This window comes from Micromonospora sp. NPDC049051, from assembly GCF_043197575.1.
Lineage (GTDB): Bacteria > Actinomycetota > Actinomycetes > Mycobacteriales > Micromonosporaceae > Micromonospora.
Genome location: NZ_JBICTL010000001.1, coordinates 1,477,411 through 1,497,568, shown reverse-complemented (window position 1 = coordinate 1,497,568; position 20,158 = coordinate 1,477,411). Strand labels below are relative to the sequence as shown.

Sequence of the window (20,158 nt, the reverse complement as noted above, 5' to 3'; positions counted from 1 at the left end):
CTCGGCGGGGCAGTCTCGGTCGCTACTCATCGGAAATCGCGTTCTCGTGCCTGCCGCTCGAACACGATCCGCCAGGCGTGCGTCAGCAGCGGCGGGTCGGCTGATCCCGGCCGTGTCGGCGGAGCCACGCGGTCTCGCGGGAGGTCGCCCATTCTTGCGTTACGTGAGATGTACACGGTCACGGCTGGTCCCCGGTGGGATGTGTGCGGTGGGCTTGCCGCCATGGCGGCAAGCCCACCGTCCTCGGCCGGCGGCTGGGAGCAGACCGTCGGTCACCCATCCCCGCAGCCCTGCTGGCGGTACGTGGACGGGGAGTCGCCCGTACGGCCGACGGGATGCCGGGCGCGAGCACTTGCCGGTGCATCGGGTCGCATTCCGACCTGTCGCCGTACGACACGTCCATCTGGATCTCCTGGCGTGACATTGCCGCTGGCCCGTCGGCGCGCCATGAGGGTCAGGATGATCCTTAAGCGTTCCGCCGACGTGTTCCTGACGTCCACGATCGCTGGCGGCACTGGCCGGAGATAGACCCAGCGTGGTAGGCCACGGTGGGCCTCACCATGGCCGGCCTGGGCAGTGCAAAGAGGACAGGCAGCGCCCGCTCCTATGAGACTCGGCTCAGAGGATCTGCCAGCGGCGGAGTTCCGCCCCGTCGTCGACGAGGCCCGCGATCCGGCGGTGCACCTCGTCGGCGGCCTCGGTTCCGGGCCGGGACTTGCGAGCGTTGGTGGCGATCATCTGCAGCTCACGAAGCTGACACAGTTCCTCGAACCCCGACCAGGATGTGGCATCCCAGCCGTAGGCGGCGGTGAAGCCGGCGAAGGCATCGGGGCCGGGCGGGTCGAACCGGCGGCAGTGAACAGCGACCGTGGCGATGTCCCATTCCCGGGGTCCGAGGGCGGCGCCGTCCCAGTCGGCCAGTACGGGGGTGCCGTTGAAGCGCCGGAGCGCGTTGCGGATCTGCGGATCTGACTGGATCATGCTCGTACCAAGGGGAAACCGCATCGCTTCCCAGCTGGCGGCCAGCGTTTCGAGCCGCCCCATCAGCAGATCCTGTTCCTTGCCGTTCAGGATCTCCGAACGGCTGACGGACCGCTCGATGCCGTGGATCGGTCGCAGTACCGGCAGCGGCACCGGCGGAGCGGGCAAGGCGTGCAGGTCCTTGAGAAGGCTTCCGAGCTCGGTGACGGTGATGGGGTCGTCGTGTGCCGGGTCCAGACGCTGCCAGACCGTAACGGCGTGTCCGCCCACCCGCATCGGCTGGGACAGTCCGGGGTACAGGCCCACCGTGGGGAACCCCCGGGCCACCAGCCAGTCGACCACGGCCACCATCTCGCGCACCCGTTCCAGGTCGTGGTCGCCGGGGGCGATCTTGACGACCACGTCGCAGACCGCGTAGACGGCGTTGGTGTGGTGCCGCAGCAGAATCGCGTTCGATTCGGGGTAGCCAAGGAGACGACATACCTCGGCGAGCACCGGCAGGGTACGCGCCTCGACGAACATGGGGCTCCTAGGGACCGAGTGCGGCTGTGGTCCCAAGACTACGGGCGCGCTCGCGGCACGCCCGCACGTAGTCGGTCAAGGCGGCGACCTCACCGCGCCAGTTCCCCTCAGGGATCGCCGAGGCCACGTCGGTGGCCCTGGTCAGAATGATTTCCGTCCGCTGTGTCTCGGGCAGGTCCGCGACGGCATCGCGGGCGGTCGCCGCCGCTTCGGTCGCCCGCCGGTCCCGCGCAAGGCACATCGACCGGTCCAGGGCGATGAGTGCCACGTCGATCGGTACGGCCGGAGCCCCGCCGTAGAGCCGCAACGCCTCGTCCTGGACCTGGTACGCCTCACCCGTGTCACCGAGCCAGGTGTACGTCCCGGAGAGGTAGAGCAGCAGACGCTTCGCTGGGAACCTGAACGCCACGTCGGTGTCCTCGTCACCGGCCTGGTCGAACATCCGACGTGCCTGGTCGATGGCCGACCGCGCCTGCTCGGTGGCCCCGACCCGGGCCAGAGCCCGTGCCCGGCCCGCCGCCGCCAGAGCACTCGATGGCGAGGCGGTCGGAGTTACCGCCAGTGCTGCCTCAGCGATAGCAACGGTCTGGTGTGGATCTCCGAAGTAGTACGGCAGCATCGCCGCCTGAGCCCGCACCAGTACCCTCAACCGGGCCTGCCCGCTGTCGTCCGCTGCATGGATAGCCGTGCGATACCACCGCCGGGCCTCAGCCACATCACCCAGCCGCATCAACGCATCGGCGCACATCGTCGCCAACAGCGCCGCCACCCCCGACAACCGGGCCTGAACCGCCGCCGGCTGCCGCCGACGCGACAGGACCTGCACCTCCCGGCAGTCAGCGGCCAACAGCGACAACATCACCTGGGGCGAAGCAGACGGGTACACCCGCATGTGCTCACCCGCAGCTTCCTCGATCAGATCTAGATGCCGCAGAGCGACACTCGCGGACGCCAGGGCCTCGTCCAGTTCCAACCGGAGCCGAGCAAGACCACTCACTTCCACGCTGGTTCCCTCAACGGCCAGCGGCCGCTCCGCCCCAATGCCCACCCCGGACGCACGGCTGGCATCCTGCACCGCGCCCGCGTCCTCGGTGCGGCCGAGCCCCATGGTCGGACGCGGAATACTCAGTCCGACCGCGATCCGTTCCAGTACCTCGTACGCCGTTACCTGCCGAACGCCCTTGGCGATTTCTGCGGCACGGTTTGGTGAGACGCCGACAAGAGCCGCGATCTTGCCATAGGAGACACCGCGAGCATGGAGGAACCGGAAGGCAGCGGTCACGTCCCGCCGCTGCAGGAACTCGCCGATCGGCCGACCGTTCCAGACTCCAGAACTCCACCACTCGGGATCCACCTGCACGCCCACGACCACCCCGTCCGGACGACCCAACCCATCGATCAGCAGCTCAGCGCATCAGCCTTGTGACGGCAAGTCAACATGCAGGCCGGTGCCGACGAACATCCACCACAGGATCGAGGCAAGCCGCACCGCCCGGAACCCCCACGGTGGGCCCTCAGGATGGCCAGCCCACCGTGAGAGGGCACCGCGATCACTTCCTGCGGCACCGCGGATTCTCGTTCGGCGTACGTCCCGATCCGCTGCGTGTCACCCACCAGCATGTCCACCACCCGCCGAGGGTCACCAATACCGTGCACGTACTCGTCGAGCCCCAACGGGTTCGACGCACACCATCTCGACGTCGGGGCAGATTACCTTGCAGGTGGCGAAAGCCCGACGCTGCTGATACGGCCCGGCGGCCAGCCCGGCAGATTCGACCACGAGGCGCTGGACCACCGGGCCTACCTCGATGCCCTGACGACGTTGTGCAGCCCACCCTCAGATGACGTCACGTGCGGCGAGATCCGATAAGCGCAAGCTCGGTGATCTTGGTTGCCATGGGGAAGCCCTCGTACAGAGGACCCTGCCCATGGTCCTCGATGAGCTGGGACAGCTCCGTGACCAGCTCGGCCTGAAGCACAGCGGGAGTGGCTTCCCAGGTGCACTTGATCAAAGTGAAGTACGCCTCATAAGTGCGGGAACCTCCGACCGCCGCGTTGTCGAAGACGGGGAAGATCCGGGGAAGCAGGAAGTGGCAGAACTTCGACGGAAACACCGCAGACTCCGACTTCGTCGGCTTGATCCGGGCGACCACGTCGGGAAACGCCTGCACCTGACGCCAGGTCACGCCAGTGATGTCCAGATCTCTCACTGGAGCGCACGCCTGGTGCCAGGTTCGGGCCAGGTCCTCCCGATGCACGGTGAACCAGCGGGTCACGTCGGCTTGGGAAAACGGCCGCAAAGCCTTCCACCTGGTCAACCGGGGCAGCAGCCCCGCCCACCAGTCGTCCTGGAAATCTCCATCAGGGTTCTGGGCGGCCAGCACCCTGTAGTCACTGTTGTGGAAGTCATTCGGCCAATCCGTCTCCGTCTGCCACCACCGGACACCCGAAGCGAAACGCGCCCTGTCGATCGCCAACACGCGCGCATCCTACGACCGGACCGCAAGCATCGACCTCAGAAAATGACGCCGACCGCCGCCTCCGCTCAACGCCCACCGTCGCCCACAGCCCTCCACGCCGACCTTCCACAGGTGCACCGTGTGACAGCCGCCGTCCTCCGGGCACCGCGCCGCGTCCCAGCAAGCGGCGACCCGCCCAACCGCTCCCGAGCACCCACCGAGCACCGGGCCAGCGACGGGGAAACCAAAAAGGCTCCGACCCAGGGTGTAACCCCAGGTCAGAGCCTTTATTGCTGGTGCGCCGCCAGGGACTCGAACCCCGAACCCGCGGATTAAGAGTCCGCTGCTCTGCCAGTTGAGCTAGCGGCGCTCGTTGGCAACGGGGAGAACACTAGCACGCCCTCCGAGCGCCGTTCCAATCAGATACCCGGCTCCCCCCTTCGGTCGAGCTTAACGGGCAGACAGGGGCAAATTGCCCGGACGGACGACGACAGGGGGCGGACAAGGTGCGTCCATGCGGCACGATGTGCGCCAGGTACGCGAGAACAGAGGTGGGGATGGGCATGTTCGCGCGGGCCGGGGCGATGGTGGGCGTCCTCGGCCTGGTGGCGTCGCTGGCCTTGACGGGCTGCGACACGGAGCAGAAGAAGAACGCGGAGTTCGTCGGCGGCACCGCGCCGACCACGTCCGCCGTACCGGGCGCCACGGGCGCGGAGCCCGGCAGCGCCCCGGCCGCACCGAGTGGCCCGCCGTTGACGGTGAGCCCGGCCGACGGGGGGAAGAACAGGCCGGTCAGCTCCGAGATCAGCGCCGAGGTGCCCGGCGGCGGCAAGGTGTCCGGCGTCACGCTGACGACCGCCAACGGTAGCCAGGTCGAGGGCCGCCTGCGCGCCGACGGCTCGTCCTGGGTGCCGTCGAAGCCGCTGAAGTACGGCACCCGCTACACGGCCACGGTGACCGCCACCGGCCCCGACGGAGTGACCAGCCAGGGTACGAGCACCTTCACGACGATGGCGAAGCCCAAGTCGGTGATCAATTCCGGTCTCTACCTCTTCGACGACAAGACCTACGGCGTGGCGATGCCGGTGGTCGCCGAGTTCCACCCGGGGATCCCGAAGAAGGACCGGGCGGCGGTGCAGAAGCGCATGTTCGTGCAGACCGATCCGCCGCAGCCGGGCGCCTGGCACTGGGTGGAGAACGGCACCCAGGCCTACTACCGCGCGCCGGAGTACTGGAAGCCCGGCACCACCCTGACCGTCCGCATCGCGCTGGCCGGCATTCCGCTGAGCAACGGCCGCTACGGCAACGTCGACCGGGCGGCGACCGCCAAGATCGGTCGGGCCTTCGAGATGAAGGTGGACAACGCCACCAAGCAGATGACGGTGTACGAGGACGGCCAGGTGGTCCGCACCCTGCCGGTGAGCCTCGGCAAGAAGAAGACCCCCTCCTCCAGCGGCACGATGGTCGTCATGGAGAAGAAGGAGTCGACGGTCTTCGACACCCGCGACGATCCGGACCCGGCGAACCGCTACGTCACGGACATCGACTTCGCCCAGCGACTCACCTGGGGCGGCGAGTACATCCACGCGGCACCCTGGTCGGAGCACGTGCAGGGCCGGCAGAACGTCTCGCACGGCTGCGTCAACGTCTCCATGGCGAACGCGCGCTGGTTGTTCGGGAAGACCAAGGTGGGCGACCCGATCACCATCAAGGGCACCGAGCGCAGGCTGGCGCCGGGCAACGGCTGGACCGCGTGGAGCCTGAGCTGGTCCGAGTTCGTCAAGGGCAGCGCCGTGCCCGTGCCCGAGGCCGGCGAGAAGCCGGCCTTCTGAGGAACGGCCCACCGATGATCCGGCGACCGGCCCGCGACCGCGGGCCGGTCGCCGTCCTCGCCCCGGTCCGGCCGGGGCGCCGGCGACGCCCGGCTGCTGGTCGCGGCGGCAGAACTTGCCCACGACCTGGGCGCGCGACGTCCAGGTCGACACGCCGACGACGCACGGGAACCAGCGCCCGGCCAGGTGCGGAAGCGCGCGCCTGACAGGCCGGGCCAGGAGCCGCGCCCACCGGGCAGAGGCGAGCAGGATTCGGCAAGGCCGCGGATTTTATCAACATCCGGACATCCCGTACGGCGTGTTTCGGTTCACCCTGCGGAACGGGTACCTGTTCCGATGCGTCAGTGAGGGACGATGGGCAACCGGGGACCACAACTGTGAGGGAATCATGCGAGCTGTCCACAACCAGCTGATCCGGCGCGACGACGGCCGGCGGGGTGGCCGACGTCGCGGGCTCGCGGCGGGGGTGCTCGCCGTGACGCTCGCGCTGGCTTCCGGCTGCACCAGCGGTGGCGGAGACAAGCCCTCGGGCTGGCAGGACGGTGGCGGCCAGCCCGCCGCGCCGAAGGCGACGGCCACCATCGTCGAGCCCAAGGCCGACGCGAAGGACGTGCCCGCGTCGACCGGCATCACCTTCACCGCGACGGAGGCCGAGCAGACCAGCGTCGAGCTGAAGGACTCCGCCGGTGCGGCCGTCGAGGGCGAACTGGCCGCCGACGGGAAGAGCTGGCTGCCCGCCAGCGCGTTGAAGTACGCCGAGACGTACACCGCGACGGTGACCGCCACCGGCGACGACGGCAAGCCGGCCACGGCGACCAGCACGTTCACCACCATGGCGAAGCCCGGCAAGCAGGTGCGGATCAGCAGCTTCCTGGGCGACGACCAGGTCGTCGGCGTCGGCATGCCGCTGATCGTCAAGTTCAGCCGGGCCATCCCCGAGGACTACCGCGACGACGTGCAGAGCCGGATGACGGTCACCTCCTCGCCGGCGCAGGAGGGGATCTGGCACTGGGTCAGCCCGACCGAGATCCGCTACCGCCCCAAGCAGTTCTGGCAGGCGGACAGCAAGGTCTCCTACCGGGTCCAGGCCGGCGGCCTCCCGCTGGGCGACGGCTGGTACGGCCGGGCGGACCTCAGCGTCGACATCAAGATCGGCCCAGCGGTGGTCATGACGGTGGACAACAAGACCAAGCGGATGACGGTGACGAAGAACGGCTCCGTCATCAAGACCATCCCGGTCAGCCTCGGCAAGAAGAGCACCCCGTCGTCCAGCGGCACCATGGTGGTCATCGAGAAGCTGCGCAAGACGGTCTTCGACACCTTCGAGGAACTGGGCCCCGAGGAGGGCTACCGCACGAAGATCGACTACGCCCAGCGGCTGACCTGGGGCGGCGAGTTCATCCACGCCGCGCCCTGGTCCGAGGGGCAGCAGGGCCGGGTCAACGTCTCGCACGGCTGCGTGAACGTCTCGATGGCCAACGGCGCCTGGCTCTTCGCCAACACCCGCGTGGGCGACCCGATCACCGTCAAGGGCACCGAGCGCAGGCTGCAGAACGGCAACGGCTGGACCGACTGGAACATGAGCTGGGAGCAGTACGTCAAGGGCAGCGCCCTGCCGTACGAGCCGCCGACCGAGGCCACGCCGGAGCCCGGGGCCACCCCGGAGCAGAGCGGCGAGCCCACGGTCACGCCGACCACCTGAGCCCGCAACGCCGAAGGCCCCCTCCGCGAGGAGGGGGCCTTCTGGTAACCGGGTGACTGATGGGAATTGAACCCACGACAACCGGGACCACAACCCGGTGCTCTGCCAACTGAGCTACAGCCACCATGCCGTTCACACCCGATGGATCCGCGCCCGGTCGATCGCCCCGGGCGGGGTGCGGACCAATAATAGCCCCACCCCCGCCCGCCACGTCCAGCGGGTTCCGCCGGGCCGACTCAGAGCCCGGCTGCGATCGCCTTCGCGGTCTCCACGTCCGGGCCCGGCAGGGGCACGAAGACGGTCCGCCGGTAGTACTCCAGCTCCCGGATGCTCTCCCGGATGTCCGCCAGGGCCCGGTGCGCGAGGCCCTTCTGCGGTTGGCCGAAGTAGACGCGGGGGTACCAGCGCCGGCACAGCTCCTTGATCGACGAGACGTCGATCATCCGGTAGTGCAGGTGCGCGTCGAGGCGCGGCATGTCCCGGGTGATGAAGCCCCGGTCGGTGGCGATCGAGTTGCCGCAGAGCGGGGCGGTGCGCGGGTCCTTCACGTGGCTGGCGACGTACTCCAGCACCATGTCCTCGGCCTCGGCGAGGGTGACGGTCGAACGCCGCACCTCGTCGGTCAGCCCCGACTTGGCGTGCATCGTCGCCACGATCTCCGGCATCGCCTCCAGCGCCGCCTCGTCGGCGTGGATCACCACGTCGACGCCATCCCCGAGCACGTTGAGGTCGGGATCGGTGACGAGCGCGGCGACCTCGATCAGCTTGTCCCTGCCGAGGTCCAACCCGGTCATCTCACAGTCGATCCAGACGAGAAGATCAGCCACCGGGACAGCCTACGCGCAGCCCACCCGGCCGCGCGCCCGCGCACCGGGGCGGGCGGTGACCGCTAGGGTTTCCCCCGTGCCAGCAGAGCCCGCCGCACCGCCCGCCGTCACCGACGACGATCCCGGTGGCCGTACGGTCCGTCGGCTCGTCGCCGTGTTGGCGCTGGCCGCCGTGCTGCCGGCGCTCTACCTGCCCGGTCTGGTGCACGACTTCTTCGACCTGAAGATCTACATGCGGGCGATGGACTGGTGGTCGGCCGGGCACCCGCTCTACGACTACGCGCAGCCCGACCGGGTGCAGGGCGAGCTCTACTTCACCTACCCGCCGTTCAGCGCGCTGCTGCTGCGCCCGTTCGCGCTGCTGCCGCTGGGCGCCACGGTGGTGATCTTCACGGTCCTGACGGGACTGGCGGTGGTGGTCACCACCCGGTGGCTGCTCGCGCCGGTGATCGCCAGGCACGGGCTGCCGCGTGTGTTCAGCCTCACTGTGGCGGTCCTGCTCGTGCTGGCCGTCGAGAGCACCCGCGAGACGATCACCTTCGGTCAGATCAACATGCTGCTGGTCGTGCTGATCCTGGCGGACCTGCTCTTCGCCGTACCCCGGGCGAGCCGGTGGGCCGGCGTGGGCGTCGGCCTGGCGACGGCGCTCAAGCTCTTCCCGGGCATCTTCATCGTGTACCTGCTGGCGACCCGCCGGTGGCGGGCGGCGGTGGTGGCGAGCGTGACGGCCGCGGTGGCGACCCTGCTCGCCGCGGCGGTCGCGCCGCGCGACTCGTGGCGGTTCTGGACCCACGAGCTGTGGGCGACCGACCGGGTCGGCCGCACCGACTACACCGGCAACCAGTCGCTGTTCGGCCTGCTCAGCCGCATCACCGCGCCGGAGAAGCCCAACCAGCTGATCTGGCTGCTGCTGGTCGCCCTCGTCGCGGGGTACGGGCTGTGGCGCGCCGCGCGGGCGGCCCGCGCGGGGGACACGCTCACCGGACTCGCCCTCACCGGGCTGGTCGGTGCGCTGGTCAGCCCCATCACCTGGACCCACCACATCTACTGGTTCATCCCGGCGGTCGTGGTGCTGGTGGACGCCGCGCTGAGCGCCGACCCCGCGACCGGCGAGGGCGCCCGCCTGCGGCGTCGGCTGATGGCGCTCGCCGTCGGCACCTCCGCCCTCGTCGTGTACGGGGTGGTGACCTTCCACGACTGGGGGATCGCCCCGGTGCGTACGGACTCGCCGGGGGAGTTCCTGGTGCGCAACACGTACGTGCTGCTGAGCCTGCTGCTGCTGGTGGGCCTGCCGGTGCGGCGCGAGAACGGCAAGTCGCGTCAATTGGACAGTCTTCCCAAGCAGCCCTGATCGTGGCTAATCTGGTCGCAACTACCTCGTGCGTCTCTCAGGTAGCACCGATCCCCCGGTGAGAGCGGCCCTCCGCGTCGGCAGCGCGGAGGGCCGTTCGCCGTCCCGCTTGAGTGCGCCGGGCGGAGCCGAGGCCAGTCGGCGGCCGAACGGGGCTCGACCGGAGCCGGGGTCGACCCGCCGACCCGGCGAGGCGACGGGCGGAGCCGGGATCAGCGCGGGTCGTCGGGCGACTGCGGGCCGGCGTCGGGAGCGGCCGGGCGGTGGCGGCCCTGCGCGTCGACCGGGTTCGCCGTCTCCTCGGGCGCGGCGGGCGGCCAGGCCAGGGTGAGGTTCACCTCGGGCTGCCGGAGCGCCGGATCGTCCCCGGCGAGGTCGGCGAGCGTCGCGGGGCGGCGGGCGGGCACCGGCCCGAGCGCCGGTGCGGTCACCGGGGCGGCGGCGCCGACCGAGGCGAGCTGACGCCCGGCGACGTGGGACCGGTCGCTGTCGCGGGTCGGCTGCGCGCCGAGGCCGCTGAGCGAGGTCACGCCGAGGCGTCCGGCGAGCACCGGCACCTGGTCGGGCTCGACCACGAAGACCACCTCGCGGGGGCGTACCGGACGCAGCAGGAGCAGGGCCAGCGCCACGGCCAGCACCCCGCCGACCAGCAGCCCGGTGGTCGCCGGGGCGGTCCAGCCGGCCCGCAGCCCCGCCCGCAGTTCGAGGCTCAGGTCGGCCCGGCCGTCGGGGCGCATCACGACCAGGCTCAGCCCCCGGTCGGCCAGCTCGGCCGGGGTCCACTCCAGCCCGCCGATCCCCTCGCGTACCCAGAAGGGTTGCCCGATCGGCCCGGGTACGGCCGACGGTGCGGGCGCGGCGGACGGCCCGGCACCGGTCGACGGCGCGGGAACGGCCGACGGGGCGGCGCCGGCGGGCTGCAACCGGACCGGCAGCGGCCCGCGGGCCAGCGCCACCCGGCGTACCTCGGCGTGCGGCACCGGGTCGAGCCAGCGCCGCACCTCGTCGGCGGGGGCCAGCCCGACGAAGGCCGGGCCGTCGGGCGTCCGCGCGTCCAGCCGGAGCCGGGTCTGCCCGGCGCGGGCGAACGGCGCCTCGGTCCGCAGCAGCTCGTCGACGTCGCGGACGACGATCGCGTGGCCCGGCGTCTGCACGGTCTCGAACCGGGCGCTGAAGGCACCCCCGGGGTCGGCCTGCCGGGCGAGCAGCGCGAGCGCCCCGCCGGCGAGCAGCGCCGTGATCCCGACCGTCAGCAGCAGCATGGCGGCGAGCACCCGCACGTTGCGCATTCGCCTTGTCCCCCTCCGTAGCCGGATACCCGGCCGACCTTACCGACGTGGGGCGGCTGATCAGCGGATATCCACGGCACGGGCCCGGAAAGCAGCCGGCCCGTCGGAACGTCCGACGGGCCGGCCAGCGGTACGGGTCACTCCTGCGACGTCGGCGCCCGCCGCGTACGCGAGAACGCGAGGCCGCCGAGCACCAGGCCGCCCACGCCGGCGACCAGGCCCGCGACCGCGAGCCCGGTGGCCACGGAATCGCTCTCGGCGTCGTCATCGTCGTCGTCGGCCTGCGGCGCGGCGGCGCCGGTGGGGGCGGTCGACGGCGAGGCCGCCTTCAGCGTGAGCACCGGGGCGGGGTTCTCCGGCTCCTCGGCGCCGGGGACCGGCTCCTCGATCCACCGCTGCACGTTGCCGTCGGAGTAGGTCTGCAACGTCTTGAAGACCATCGTGTCGACCTGCGGCAGCGGCCCCATCGACACCGGGAACTCCTGGAACTGGCCGGGCTTGACGCCCGCGTCCCCGGTGGCCGTCCAGGTGAGCTTGGAGACGACCTCGCTGAGCTGGCTGCCGTGCACCTCGACCGGCGGGTCCACCTTGCGCTTCTCCACCGCCACCGTCCAGCCGGGCACGGGCATGGTCGACACGGAGCCGACGGGCGCGTTCTCCGGCAGCACCACCTCCACCTTGGTGGTGGAGGCCGTGTCGCTCTCGTTCGGCACCCGGAAGGCGAACCGGCCGTAGCCGCCCTGGGTCGCCTCCTGCGGGTTGACCGTGACGTGGGCCGAGGCGGGCGCCGCGAAGCCGAAGACGGCGGTGGCGACGGCGCCGAGCGCCAGGGCCGCGGCGGCGCTTGCGGTACGCCGGTGACGGATCATGGTGCGAGCCTTCCTGTTACCTGATCGGCACGGTGGCGGTCACCGTGGCCTGGTCGATGTCCGACGTGCGGACGGTGATGCGCAACTGCCACTCGCCCGCCGCCGGGAAGTTGATCTCTCCGGTGGCGTGGTTGTCGGTCAGCGGCAGCAGCGGGACCTGGATCGCCTCGATCCCCGCCGCCGGCAGGGCGGCCGTGGCCCGCCACTCCACCACCGGCTGGGGCCGGTTGTCCTTCGTGTACGCGTAGAAGTGCACGGTGTTGTTGCCCCGCCGGGCCGGGTCCAGCTCGACCTGGAGGGAATAGTTCGGGCTGGTCAGCGTCGTGGAGAAGTAGCCGTCCGTCGCGCCGGCCACGTCGGCGCCGGCGGTGCGGGCCGGGGTGGTCTGCACCAGGACCGCGGACAGGCCGAGGACCACCGCCGTGATCGCCAGCTCCGCCCAGACCGCCCGCCGCATCGGCGTCGGCCGGCCGGCGGCGGTGCGCCGGCGCACCAACTGCCGGGAGTACGCGGCCACCGCGATCACCAGCACGAAGAGCCCGATCTTGGCCAGCACCAGCCGCCCGTAGGTGGTGTCGACCAACGCGCGCGGGGTGGCCACCTCGATCAACGCCTGGACGATGCCGGCGAGCAGCAGCGCCGAGACGGCCAGCGCCGCCCAGCGCGACCAGATCGGCAGGATCGCGCCCAGCTCCCGCTCGTCGGCCCGGCGCAGCAGGAAGACGGCGAGCATCACCAGCCCGCCCAGCCAGACCGCCATGCCGCCGAGGTGGACGGCGTCGACGACCACGGAGACCGCCGGGGCGGGCGAGGCCGCCGGGTGCCCGGCCAGCGGCCAGGTCACCAGCGCCGCCGCCCCGAGCACGCCCAGGATGACCAGGTCGCTCCGCTCGACCGGCCCCGCCATCAGGGGCCGGAGCAGGAACGCCGCCGCGGCCAACAGGCCCAGCCGGACCAGGTGCGCGGCGCCGAAGGAGCTGCCCAGCACCTCGCTCAGCCCCTCGCCGGTCACGTCGAACACGCCGCCGCCGGCGGTGTAGGGCACCTGGAGCAGGAGGTTCGCCACCGTGGCGACCGCCAGCAGGCCGAGCCCCGCCCAGGCCAGCCGCGCCGGTCCCCGCCTCGGCAGTCGCCGGGGCCAGAGCGCGGCGAGCACCAGCGCCGGGCCGACCAGCAGCAGCAGGCCGGTGTAGCCGGCGTACTTGGCCACCTTGACCGCGTTGCCGACGACCGGGTCGGCCCGGCTGTCGTCGCCGCTGTCGACCGGCGGCGTCGAGGGGGCGCCGACGGAGTAGGTGAACGCGCCCGAGACGGGGTGGCTGTCGGCGGAGATCACCCGGTAGCTGACCAGGTAGGTGCCGCGCTCTCCGGCAGGATCGACCGGGATGGTGACCACGGTGCCCTCGAAGGCGGGTTCGCCCCGGTCCGCGCGGGAGCCGTCCGGCGCGATCACCCGGATCTTGCCCGGCACCTTGCGTACGGACTCGCTGAACGTCAGCACGACCTCCGCCGGCCCGTTCGACACCACCGCCGAGGCGATGGGGCTGCTGCTCACCAGCACCGCGTGGGCACGGGCGGGGCCGGCGGGGGCGATCAGCAGGGCGACGACGGTGACCAGCAGGCCGGCGGTGGCGATCAGCCGGGCGCTCCAGCGGCGGTTGGCGACACTCATGCCGGCAATGCTCTCGAATCCGACCGCTCCGGCGCGACTCCAACCATGCGCCGGAACCCCGGACGCCACCCCACCGGCGTGACCCCGGCCATGCCAGTCACCACCGGCATCCACCGCACATCCGCGACTCGGGCCACGCCCGGCACCGCCGGAACCGCCGGCACCGACCCGGCCGGCCCGGTCGGTGCGGCGTCAGCCATGACGGGCCAGGAGTGCCGCCGACGGCCGCCGGTCCGGCTCGTCGCTGACCCGGCCCAGCGCCCACAGCAGCCCCGCCTGCACCACGGCGGCCAGGTGGCCGACCTCGTGCACCAGGGCCGTCGTCGAGTTCGCGATGTCCACCGCGCTGGTGCCGGCCAGGCAGACCGCCAGCACCAGCGCCACCGGCACGAACGCGCGGGCCCGCTCGGGCCGCCACGCGGCCAGCGCGAAGCCGACGGCCAGCGCCACGTCGAAGGAGGCCATCTCGCGGCTGGTGTGCGGGTCGACGGTCACGCCCAGCCCGGCGAGCAGCACCGGCAGGGCGATCGACAGCTGGGCGACCGCGGCCACCGCGACCGCCACCCGCAGCACCTGCCGGCGGGCCGTACGGGCCGCCGCGCGGGCCCGCCCGGGCGCCAGCGGATCGGCGGCGACCGCCGCCAGCACCGACGCGGTCAGGTCCGGCACGGCCACCGCCCGCACCCGGACCAGGCGGGTCACCTGCTCGGCCCGGGCCAGCCAGGCCTGGCAGCCGGGGCAGCTCTCCGCGTGCGCGTCCAGCACCGCCGGCGCCGCCAGCGGATCCTCGCCGTCCAGCCGCGCCGACAGCGCCGCGCGTACGTCGTCGCATGTCATGTGGGGATAGTCGTGCGGCGCACCCGAATAGTTCCCGAGGTGGCGCAGGCCATGGAAGGGCCGAACGACCCTCCCGGGCCCGTCCCCGCCGCGTAACCTGGACTGTCGTGATCCCCGCCCCGCGCGAGACCCCCGCCGCCAGTCCGACCGGTGCCGCGGGCGCCGCCGCGCGGGAGTCGGCGACCGAGTGGGCCCTCGCCGCCCGCGACGGGGACCCGGTCGCCCAGGCCGCGTTCGTCCGGCTGACCCAGGCCGAGGTGTGGCGCTTCACCGCCGCGGTGGTCGATCCGGACAGCGCCGACGACCTGACCCAGGAGACCTACCTGCGGGCGTTCCGGGCGCTGCCGGCGTTCGAGGGTCGCTCCAGCGCGCGCACCTGGCTGCTGGGCATCGCCCGCCGGGCCTGCGCCGACCACCTGCGGACGGTCGTCCGCCGCCGCCGGCTGCGCGAGCGGCTCGCCGCCCACGCCTGGACCGACCGGCCGCACCCCGACCCGGTCGGCCAGTTCGGCGCCGCCGACCTGGTCCGCCGGCTGCCCGCCGAGCGGCGCGCGGCGTTCGTGCTCACCCAGCTGCTCGGCCTGTCGTACGCCGAGGCCGCCGCCGTGGAGAACGTGCCGGTGGGCACCATCCGCTCCCGGGTGGCCCGGGCCCGCAACGACCTCGTCGAGGCGGTCGGCGACGCCCTCGCCGAATGACCGGGAACTTCCGCCGGGGACGGGACGACCAATGATCGTGACCGCACCGCACGCCCGGGCCGCCCGCTGGCCCGTCGTCCGCCCCTGGCTGGGCGTCGCCGTCCGGCTGGGCCTGGCCGCCGTGTGGCTGGTCGCGGGCGGCAGCAAGGTCGGTGACCTGGCCGCCTCCGGCCGCGCCGTCAACGCGTACCAGGTCATGCCGTACGACCTCACGACGGTGATCGGCGCGGCGCTGCCCTTCGTCGAGCTGGCCCTGGGCCTGCTGCTGCTCCTCGGCCTGGCCACCCGGCTCTCCGCCGGGGTCTCCGCGGCGCTGCTGGTGGTCTTCATCGTCGGCATCGTCTCGGCCTGGAGCCGGGGCCTCGCCATCGACTGCGGCTGCTTCGGCACCGGCGGGCAGCTCGCCGAGGGCCAGAGTCCGAGCTACCTCCCGGAGATCCTCCGGGACCTGGGATTCCTGGCGCTGGCCGGGTTCCTGCTGATCTGGCCCCGCACCCCCGTCTCGGTCGACGGCTGGCTGGCGGGGGACGCATCCGTGGAGGACGAGGATGAGTAGTCGCAAGGGGCAGAAGGACGCGGCCCGGGTGGTCCGCGAGCAGTTGGCCCGGGAACAGCGGCGCAAGCGGACGCTCTGGATCTCCGTGGCCGCCGTGGCCGTCCTGGTCGTCGCCGGCCTCATCGGCTGGAGCGTCTACTCCAGCCAGCGCTCCGACGACTTCACGGCGCCGACCGGCTCGACCGAGGCCGGCACCGGGGTCGTCTCCGGCTCCGGCCCGGTCACCGTCGACATCTACGAGGACTTCCTCTGCCCGGCCTGCAAGCAGTTCGAGCAGACCAGCGGCCCGACCATCGACCAGCTCATCAGCGAGGGCAAGATCCGGGTCGTCCACCACCCGGTGGCCTACCTGAACCGCTTCTCCAGCACCCAGTACTCGACCCGGTCGTCGGCCGCCTCCGGCTGCGCGGCGGAGGGCGGCCGGTACCGTGAGTACGCCAAGGCGCTGTTCGACCGGCAGCCGCCGGAGGGCGGCGCGGGGCTCAGCGACGCGGAACTGGTCGACATCGCGGCCGGCGTCGGCATCGACCGGGACGGCTTCGCCTCCTGCGTACGGGAGGGCACCTTCAAGCCGTGGACCGAGCACGTGACGCAGGAGGCCAGCAAGGCCAACATCACCGGCACCCCGACGATCCTGGTCGACGGCGAGCAGATCGCCGACCGCAGCCCGGAGGGGATCAAGGCGGCGGTGGAGGCGGCCAGCAGGTGATCATCCGCAATCTGGTGACCCGCGCCGGCCTGGTGCTCGTCGGCGCGCTGACCGCGACTGTCGCGCTCGCCGGCCCGGCCGCCGCGCACGGGGCGGACGCCCCCGACGGCACCGACTACCGCGCCGAGGTCAGTGCCGTCACCCCGGCCCGGCCGGGGCTGAGCGTACGGGTGATCGAGGCGGGCGCCCGGCTGGAGCTGACCAACACCGGCGACCAGCCCGTCGAGGTGCTCGGCTACTCCGGCGAGCCCTACCTGCGGGTCGGGCCCGACGGCGTGTACGAGAACGTCCGCTCCCCCGCCACGTACCTGAACCGGACCATCGCCGGGGAGACCCGGCTGCCCGCCGAGGCGGACCCGGCCGCCGCGCCGGACTGGCGGCGGCTCGACGGCTCCGCCACGGTGCGCTGGCACGACCAGCGGGTGCTCTGGCGGGAGTCGGCCCCGCCGTCGCAGGTGCGTGCCGCCCCCGACCGGGAGCACCGGGTGCGGGACTGGACGGTGCCGCTGCGCACCGGCACCGAGACCGGGGAGATCCGCGGCACCCTCGACTGGGTGCCGCCGCCGGACGCGTACGTCTGGTGGGTGGTCGCCACGGTCGGGCTGCTGGCCGTGGGGGCGCTCGGGTTGTTGCCGGCGCGGTCGCGGCCGGGTACGCGGGCGCTGGCCGGGCTCGGCGGGCTGCTGGTGCTCGGCGGGGTGGCCGCCGTCGTGTTCACGGTGGGCCGGGAGTTGGACGCCGGCGCGCGGGGCGTGGGCGGGGTGCTGATCGGCCTGCTCGGCGGGCAGGTCTGGGCGCTGCTCACCGGGCTCGGCGCCATCGCCGCCGGGGTCTTCGCGCTGGCCCGTCGGCCGGCCGCCGACTTCGCGCTGGCGCTGGCCGGGGCCTGCCTGGCGCTCTTCGCCGGGGTGGCCAACGCCGCCGTCTTCGCCCGCGCCGTCGCCCCCGTGCCCTGGCCGGCGACGACCGCCCGCGTCCTGATCGCCCTGATCCTCATCGCGGGCGCCGGAGCCACCGCCGCCGGCGCCCTCCGCCTCCACGCCACCTCCCGCCCCCAGACCCCCCAGACCCTCCAACCCCCACCCGCTCCCCCGCCCACTTCGCGCGTCGATCATGGAGTTGTGGTGGCGGACGAAACAGAGCAGGACCGGGCAGATCGGGCACCATGAGTGCATGATCGACGCCGCCGGGCGGGGCCCGGGGTGGGTCAGGGTGCGGGGGTGAAGCCCCGGGGGAGTTCCAGGCGGTGACGGGCCAGCAGGTCGGCGTCCGCCAGGAGGTCGGCCGTCGGGGCGTCGGCGACGACCCGGCCGGCGTCCAGGATGACCGAGCGGTCGCAGAGCTCCAGGGCGTACGGCAGGTCGTGGGTGACCATCAGCAGCGTCACCGGCAGGGTGCGCAGGATGCCGGCCAGCTCGCGGCGGGCCGCCGGGTCGAGGTTGGACGACGGCTCGTCGAGGACCAGGATCTCCGGGTGCATGGCGAGCACGGTGGCCACCGCCACCCGCCGGCGCTGCCCGAAGGAGAGGTGGTGCGGGGCCCGGTCCCGGTGCTCGCCCATGCCGACCGCGGCGAGGGCCTCGTCCACCCGGGCCGACAGCTCCGCCCCGCGCAGGCCCAGGTTGGCCGGCCCGAACGCCACGTCCTCCGCGACCGTGGGCAGGAAGAGCTGGTCGTCGGGGTCCTGGAAGACGATGCCCACCCGGCGGCGTACCTCGGCGAGCGTGGCCCGGTCCTGGCTGACGGTCAGCCCCCCGACGCTCACGCTCCCCTCGCTCGGGGTGAGGATGCCGTTGAGGTGCAGCACCAGCGTGGTCTTCCCGGCGCCGTTGGGACCGAGCAGCGCCACCCGGTCGCCGCGCGGCACCGTCAGGTCCACCCCGTCCAGGGCGACGTGCCCGTCCGGGTACGCGTACCGGACGCCACGGACGTCCAGGGAGAGGGCGGTCTGCACGGCTCTGATCATGTCAGTACGACGGCGGTGGCGGCGATGCCGGCCGCCAGGACCGGCACGGTGGCCGCGACCAGCCACTGCCCGGCGGTCGCCGCGCCCGCGCCCTGCCACACCTCCGGCATCCGCCCCGTGTAGCCGCGCGACACCATCGCCAGGTAGACCCGCTCGCCACGTTCGAACGCGCGCAGGAAGAGCGCGCCGACGCCGGCCGCGAAGCCGCGCAGCTGCCACAGGAAACGCGGATCGTCGCCCCGGGACACCCGCGCCACCCGCATCCGCCGGGCCTCGCCGACCAGCACGTCCAGGTAGCGCAGCATGAACGTGGCGATCTGGGTGAGGATCTGCGGGCACCGCAACCGGTCCAGGCCGACAATCAGGTCCCGGGTCGTGGTCGTCGCGGCGAGCAGCAGCGAGGCCAGCACGCCCAGGGTGCCCTTGGCGACGATGTTCCACGCCCCCAGCAGCCCGTCGGACGACAGGCTCAGGCCGAGCACGTCGACCCGCTCGCCGGCACCGAGGAACGGCAGCGCCACCGCGAACGCCACGAACGGCAGCTCGATCAGCGACCGGCGCAGCAGCCAGCCGGGCCCCACCCGGGCCAGCGCCGCCACCACCGCGACCAGCAGGGCGTACGCGCCGAAGGCCCAGAACGCCTCGCGGGGGGTGCCGACCACGGCGAGGGTGAACGCCACCATCGCCGCGATCTTGACCTCGGGTGGGAGCCGGTGCACCGGTGACGTGGCGTCCCGGTACAGCACGTGCGCGTGCCCGGCGCCCATCCGGTCGCTACTCCCGACCCGACGCGCCGACGGGGGTGCGGGCGTCCCCGGCCGCGTCCTCGTCCCGGGGGTCGCGGCGGCGGACCAGCCAGAAGGCCCCGCCGGCCACCGCGAAGGTGAGCAGCACGCCGACGACGCCGGACAGGCCGGTGGAGAGGAACTCGTTGTCGATCCCCGCCACCCCGTAGTCGGCCAGCGGTCCGCCGACCTCGTGCTCCTTCTCCCGCTGGGCGGGGCAGTCGCCGCCGGTGATGTTGTCGTCGGCGTCGAAGGTGCAGCCCTCGCGCAGCGACGAGTCCAGCCCGTCCGGGTGGGACGAGGCGAAGTTGCTCACCACCCCGGCGAGGAGCAGGGCCACCAGCAGCCCGCTGACGACGAATCCCCAGGAACGCTTCCTCACCGGACACCTCCGACGGCCGGGACGGCGGGCGTGGACGCCGCGCGCAGCCCGCGCAGCGCGTAGACGAGATCGGGCCGTACCTTCGCGACGGTGACCACCGTGGTCGCGGTGATCAGGCCCTCGCCGATGCCGATCAGCAGGTGCGCGACGGCCATCGTGCCGGCCAGCCCGCCCAGGTTGCCGCCCAGGTCGGTGGTGCCGCCGAGCCAGTACTGGAACACGAAGCCCATCGACGCGACCACCACGCTCACCAGCGCGGAGACGAAGGCGGTCACGCCGAGGCCGGCGGGGGTGCGCGGCAGCACCCGCAGCAGCAACGCGATCAGCAGGTACGCCGCGGCGGTGCCGAGCACCGCCATGTTGGTGATGTTGAGCCCGAGCATGGCCACGCCGCCGTCGCCGAAGACGAGCGCCTGCACGACCAGCACCACGGCCACGCAGAGCGCGCCGACCCACGGGCCGACCAGCATCGCGGCGAGCGCCCCGCCGAGCAGGTGACCGCTGACGCCGGCGGTGAAGATCGGAAAGTTGAGCATCTGCACGGCGAAGATGAACGCCGCGACGAGCCCGGCCATCGGCGCCAGCCGGTCGTCCAGGTCGCGCCGGCCGCGCAGGACGCAGAACGTCATCGCGGCCAGCGCCACCGCCGCGAAGACCGCCGCCACGGGACCGTCGATGATTCCGTTCGAGATGTGCATCGCCAGGGTTTCCACGCGACCTC

Annotated in this window: 20 protein-coding genes, 2 tRNA genes and 1 pseudogene; 7 read left to right on the top strand and 16 right to left on the bottom strand. The window is 72.6% G+C overall.

Going from position 1 to position 20,158, the window contains the following annotated elements; all coding sequences use genetic code 11:
• Positions 1–26 precede the first annotated feature (26 nt).
• From amcA to ACGFIR_RS07090, 6 genes and pseudogenes are all read right to left on the bottom strand, one after another.
• Positions 27–224, bottom strand: coding sequence for a multiple cyclophane-containing RiPP AmcA (gene amcA, locus ACGFIR_RS07115; RefSeq protein WP_393143640.1), 198 nt, complete (start codon positions 222–224; stop codon positions 27–29).
• A gap of 394 nt (positions 225–618) precedes the next feature.
• Positions 619–1,503 (bottom strand): phosphotransferase, encoded by an 885-nt coding sequence (locus ACGFIR_RS07110; protein ID WP_393143638.1) that lies wholly within the window; start codon positions 1,501–1,503, stop codon positions 619–621.
• 7 nt (positions 1,504–1,510) lie between these two features.
• The gene (locus ACGFIR_RS07105) at positions 1,511–2,875 is read right to left on the bottom strand and encodes a hypothetical protein (protein ID WP_393143775.1); all 1,365 of its coding nucleotides are present in this window, start codon (positions 2,873–2,875) and stop codon (positions 1,511–1,513) included.
• A gap of 179 nt (positions 2,876–3,054) precedes the next feature.
• Positions 3,055–3,292: pseudogene (locus ACGFIR_RS07100) on the bottom strand (YdcF family protein); the annotation flags it as partial.
• Between the two features lie 58 nt (positions 3,293–3,350).
• The gene (locus tag ACGFIR_RS07095) at positions 3,351–3,983 is read right to left on the bottom strand and encodes a hypothetical protein (protein ID WP_393143636.1); all 633 of its coding nucleotides are present in this window, start codon (positions 3,981–3,983) and stop codon (positions 3,351–3,353) included.
• A 273-nt stretch (positions 3,984–4,256) separates the two neighbouring features.
• A tRNA-Lys gene (locus ACGFIR_RS07090) sits at positions 4,257–4,332 on the bottom strand.
• Between the two features lie 187 nt (positions 4,333–4,519).
• Here ACGFIR_RS07090 and ACGFIR_RS07085 point away from each other — a divergent pair.
• On the top strand, positions 4,520–5,794 hold the full coding sequence (locus ACGFIR_RS07085) for an Ig-like domain-containing protein (RefSeq protein WP_392999515.1): 1,275 nt from the start codon (positions 4,520–4,522) through the stop codon (positions 5,792–5,794).
• A gap of 388 nt (positions 5,795–6,182) precedes the next feature.
• Positions 6,183–7,496 (top strand): Ig-like domain-containing protein, encoded by a 1,314-nt coding sequence (locus ACGFIR_RS07080; protein ID WP_392999517.1) that lies wholly within the window; start codon positions 6,183–6,185, stop codon positions 7,494–7,496.
• A gap of 51 nt (positions 7,497–7,547) precedes the next feature.
• Here ACGFIR_RS07080 and ACGFIR_RS07075 read toward each other — a convergent pair.
• A tRNA-His gene (locus ACGFIR_RS07075) sits at positions 7,548–7,620 on the bottom strand.
• A 112-nt stretch (positions 7,621–7,732) separates the two neighbouring features.
• Positions 7,733–8,323 (bottom strand): oligoribonuclease, encoded by a 591-nt coding sequence (gene orn / locus ACGFIR_RS07070; RefSeq protein ID WP_392999519.1) that lies wholly within the window; start codon positions 8,321–8,323, stop codon positions 7,733–7,735.
• Between the two features lie 76 nt (positions 8,324–8,399).
• On the opposite strand from orn, the gene ACGFIR_RS07065 reads away from it, so the two are divergent.
• Entirely contained in the window at positions 8,400–9,674 is a 1,275-nt protein-coding gene (locus tag ACGFIR_RS07065; RefSeq protein WP_392999521.1) for a glycosyltransferase 87 family protein, read from the top strand.
• 212 nt (positions 9,675–9,886) lie between these two features.
• Here the strand turns inward: ACGFIR_RS07065 and ACGFIR_RS07060 are convergent, their stop codons facing one another.
• From ACGFIR_RS07060 to ACGFIR_RS07045, 4 genes are all read right to left on the bottom strand, one after another.
• Positions 9,887–10,963, bottom strand: a complete 1,077-nt coding sequence (locus tag ACGFIR_RS07060) for a hypothetical protein (RefSeq protein WP_393143634.1) — start codon at positions 10,961–10,963, stop codon at positions 9,887–9,889.
• 137 nt (positions 10,964–11,100) lie between these two features.
• Positions 11,101–11,832 carry a YcnI family protein gene (locus ACGFIR_RS07055; protein WP_392999525.1) on the bottom strand — a complete coding sequence of 244 codons (732 nt, stop codon included), beginning with the start codon at positions 11,830–11,832 and terminating at the stop codon, positions 11,101–11,103.
• Positions 11,833–11,848: 16 nt separating this feature from the next.
• Positions 11,849–13,513, bottom strand: coding sequence for a copper resistance CopC/CopD family protein (locus ACGFIR_RS07050; protein WP_393001317.1), 1,665 nt, complete (start codon positions 13,511–13,513; stop codon positions 11,849–11,851).
• Positions 13,514–13,696: 183 nt separating this feature from the next.
• Positions 13,697–14,341, bottom strand: a complete 645-nt coding sequence (locus ACGFIR_RS07045; RefSeq protein ID WP_393143632.1) for a zf-HC2 domain-containing protein — start codon at positions 14,339–14,341, stop codon at positions 13,697–13,699.
• Positions 14,342–14,448: 107 nt separating this feature from the next.
• Here ACGFIR_RS07045 and ACGFIR_RS07040 point away from each other — a divergent pair, with 107 nt between their 5' ends.
• The 4 genes from ACGFIR_RS07040 to ACGFIR_RS07025 are packed head-to-tail and all read left to right on the top strand — an operon-like array spanning position 14,449 to position 17,473.
• Positions 14,449–15,039, top strand: a complete 591-nt coding sequence (locus tag ACGFIR_RS07040) for a sigma factor-like helix-turn-helix DNA-binding protein (protein ID WP_392999529.1) — start codon at positions 14,449–14,451, stop codon at positions 15,037–15,039.
• Positions 15,040–15,070: 31 nt separating this feature from the next.
• A complete protein-coding gene (locus tag ACGFIR_RS07035) occupies positions 15,071–15,595 on the top strand; it encodes a MauE/DoxX family redox-associated membrane protein (RefSeq protein ID WP_392999531.1) in 525 nt (174 codons plus the stop codon).
• The gene (locus tag ACGFIR_RS07030; protein ID WP_392999533.1) at positions 15,588–16,304 is read left to right on the top strand and encodes a DsbA family protein; all 717 of its coding nucleotides are present in this window, start codon (positions 15,588–15,590) and stop codon (positions 16,302–16,304) included. Before ACGFIR_RS07035 ends, ACGFIR_RS07030 begins: the two co-directional genes overlap by 8 nt.
• Positions 16,301–17,473 carry a hypothetical protein gene (locus ACGFIR_RS07025; RefSeq protein WP_393143630.1) on the top strand — a complete coding sequence of 391 codons (1,173 nt, stop codon included), beginning with the start codon at positions 16,301–16,303 and terminating at the stop codon, positions 17,471–17,473. Before ACGFIR_RS07030 ends, ACGFIR_RS07025 begins: the two co-directional genes overlap by 4 nt.
• 38 nt (positions 17,474–17,511) lie before the next feature.
• Here ACGFIR_RS07025 and ACGFIR_RS07020 read toward each other — a convergent pair whose 3' ends face one another.
• From ACGFIR_RS07020 to ACGFIR_RS07005, 4 genes are read right to left on the bottom strand one after another with little or no spacing between them, the layout of a single operon-like run.
• Positions 17,512–18,270, bottom strand: a complete 759-nt coding sequence (locus tag ACGFIR_RS07020) for an energy-coupling factor ABC transporter ATP-binding protein (RefSeq protein WP_392999537.1) — start codon at positions 18,268–18,270, stop codon at positions 17,512–17,514.
• Positions 18,267–19,037 (bottom strand): cobalt ECF transporter T component CbiQ, encoded by a 771-nt coding sequence (cbiQ, locus tag ACGFIR_RS07015; protein ID WP_393143628.1) that lies wholly within the window; start codon positions 19,035–19,037, stop codon positions 18,267–18,269. The genes ACGFIR_RS07020 and cbiQ overlap by 4 nt, the downstream gene beginning before the upstream one ends.
• Before the next feature lie 7 nt (positions 19,038–19,044).
• Positions 19,045–19,437, bottom strand: coding sequence for a PDGLE domain-containing protein (locus ACGFIR_RS07010; RefSeq protein ID WP_393143626.1), 393 nt, complete (start codon positions 19,435–19,437; stop codon positions 19,045–19,047).
• Entirely contained in the window at positions 19,434–20,150 is a 717-nt protein-coding gene (locus tag ACGFIR_RS07005) for an energy-coupling factor ABC transporter permease (RefSeq protein ID WP_392999543.1), read from the bottom strand. Before ACGFIR_RS07005 ends, ACGFIR_RS07010 begins: the two co-directional genes overlap by 4 nt.
• Positions 20,151–20,158 lie beyond the last annotated feature (8 nt).

Excerpts from the sequence above, each read along its gene's own strand:
- ACGFIR_RS07060 (WP_393143634.1), bottom strand. The coding sequence starts at position 10,963 with ATGCGCAACGTGCGGGTGCTCGCCGCCATGCTGCTGCTGACGGTCGGG.
- ACGFIR_RS07110 (WP_393143638.1), bottom strand. The coding sequence starts at position 1,503 with ATGTTCGTCGAGGCGCGTACCCTGCCGGTGCTCGCCGAGGTATGTCGT.
- ACGFIR_RS07085 (WP_392999515.1), top strand. The coding sequence starts at position 4,520 with ATGGGCATGTTCGCGCGGGCCGGGGCGATGGTGGGCGTCCTCGGCCTG.
- amcA (WP_393143640.1), bottom strand. The coding sequence starts at position 224 with ATGGCGGCAAGCCCACCGCACACATCCCACCGGGGACCAGCCGTGACC.
- ACGFIR_RS07035 (WP_392999531.1), top strand. The coding sequence starts at position 15,071 with ATGATCGTGACCGCACCGCACGCCCGGGCCGCCCGCTGGCCCGTCGTC.
- ACGFIR_RS07080 (WP_392999517.1), top strand. The coding sequence starts at position 6,183 with ATGCGAGCTGTCCACAACCAGCTGATCCGGCGCGACGACGGCCGGCGG.
- ACGFIR_RS07030 (WP_392999533.1), top strand. The coding sequence starts at position 15,588 with ATGAGTAGTCGCAAGGGGCAGAAGGACGCGGCCCGGGTGGTCCGCGAG.
- ACGFIR_RS07055 (WP_392999525.1), bottom strand. The coding sequence starts at position 11,832 with ATGATCCGTCACCGGCGTACCGCAAGCGCCGCCGCGGCCCTGGCGCTC.
- cbiQ (WP_393143628.1), bottom strand. The coding sequence starts at position 19,037 with ATGGGCGCCGGGCACGCGCACGTGCTGTACCGGGACGCCACGTCACCG.
- ACGFIR_RS07045 (WP_393143632.1), bottom strand. The coding sequence starts at position 14,341 with ATGACATGCGACGACGTACGCGCGGCGCTGTCGGCGCGGCTGGACGGC.
- ACGFIR_RS07020 (WP_392999537.1), bottom strand. The coding sequence starts at position 18,270 with ATGATCAGAGCCGTGCAGACCGCCCTCTCCCTGGACGTCCGTGGCGTC.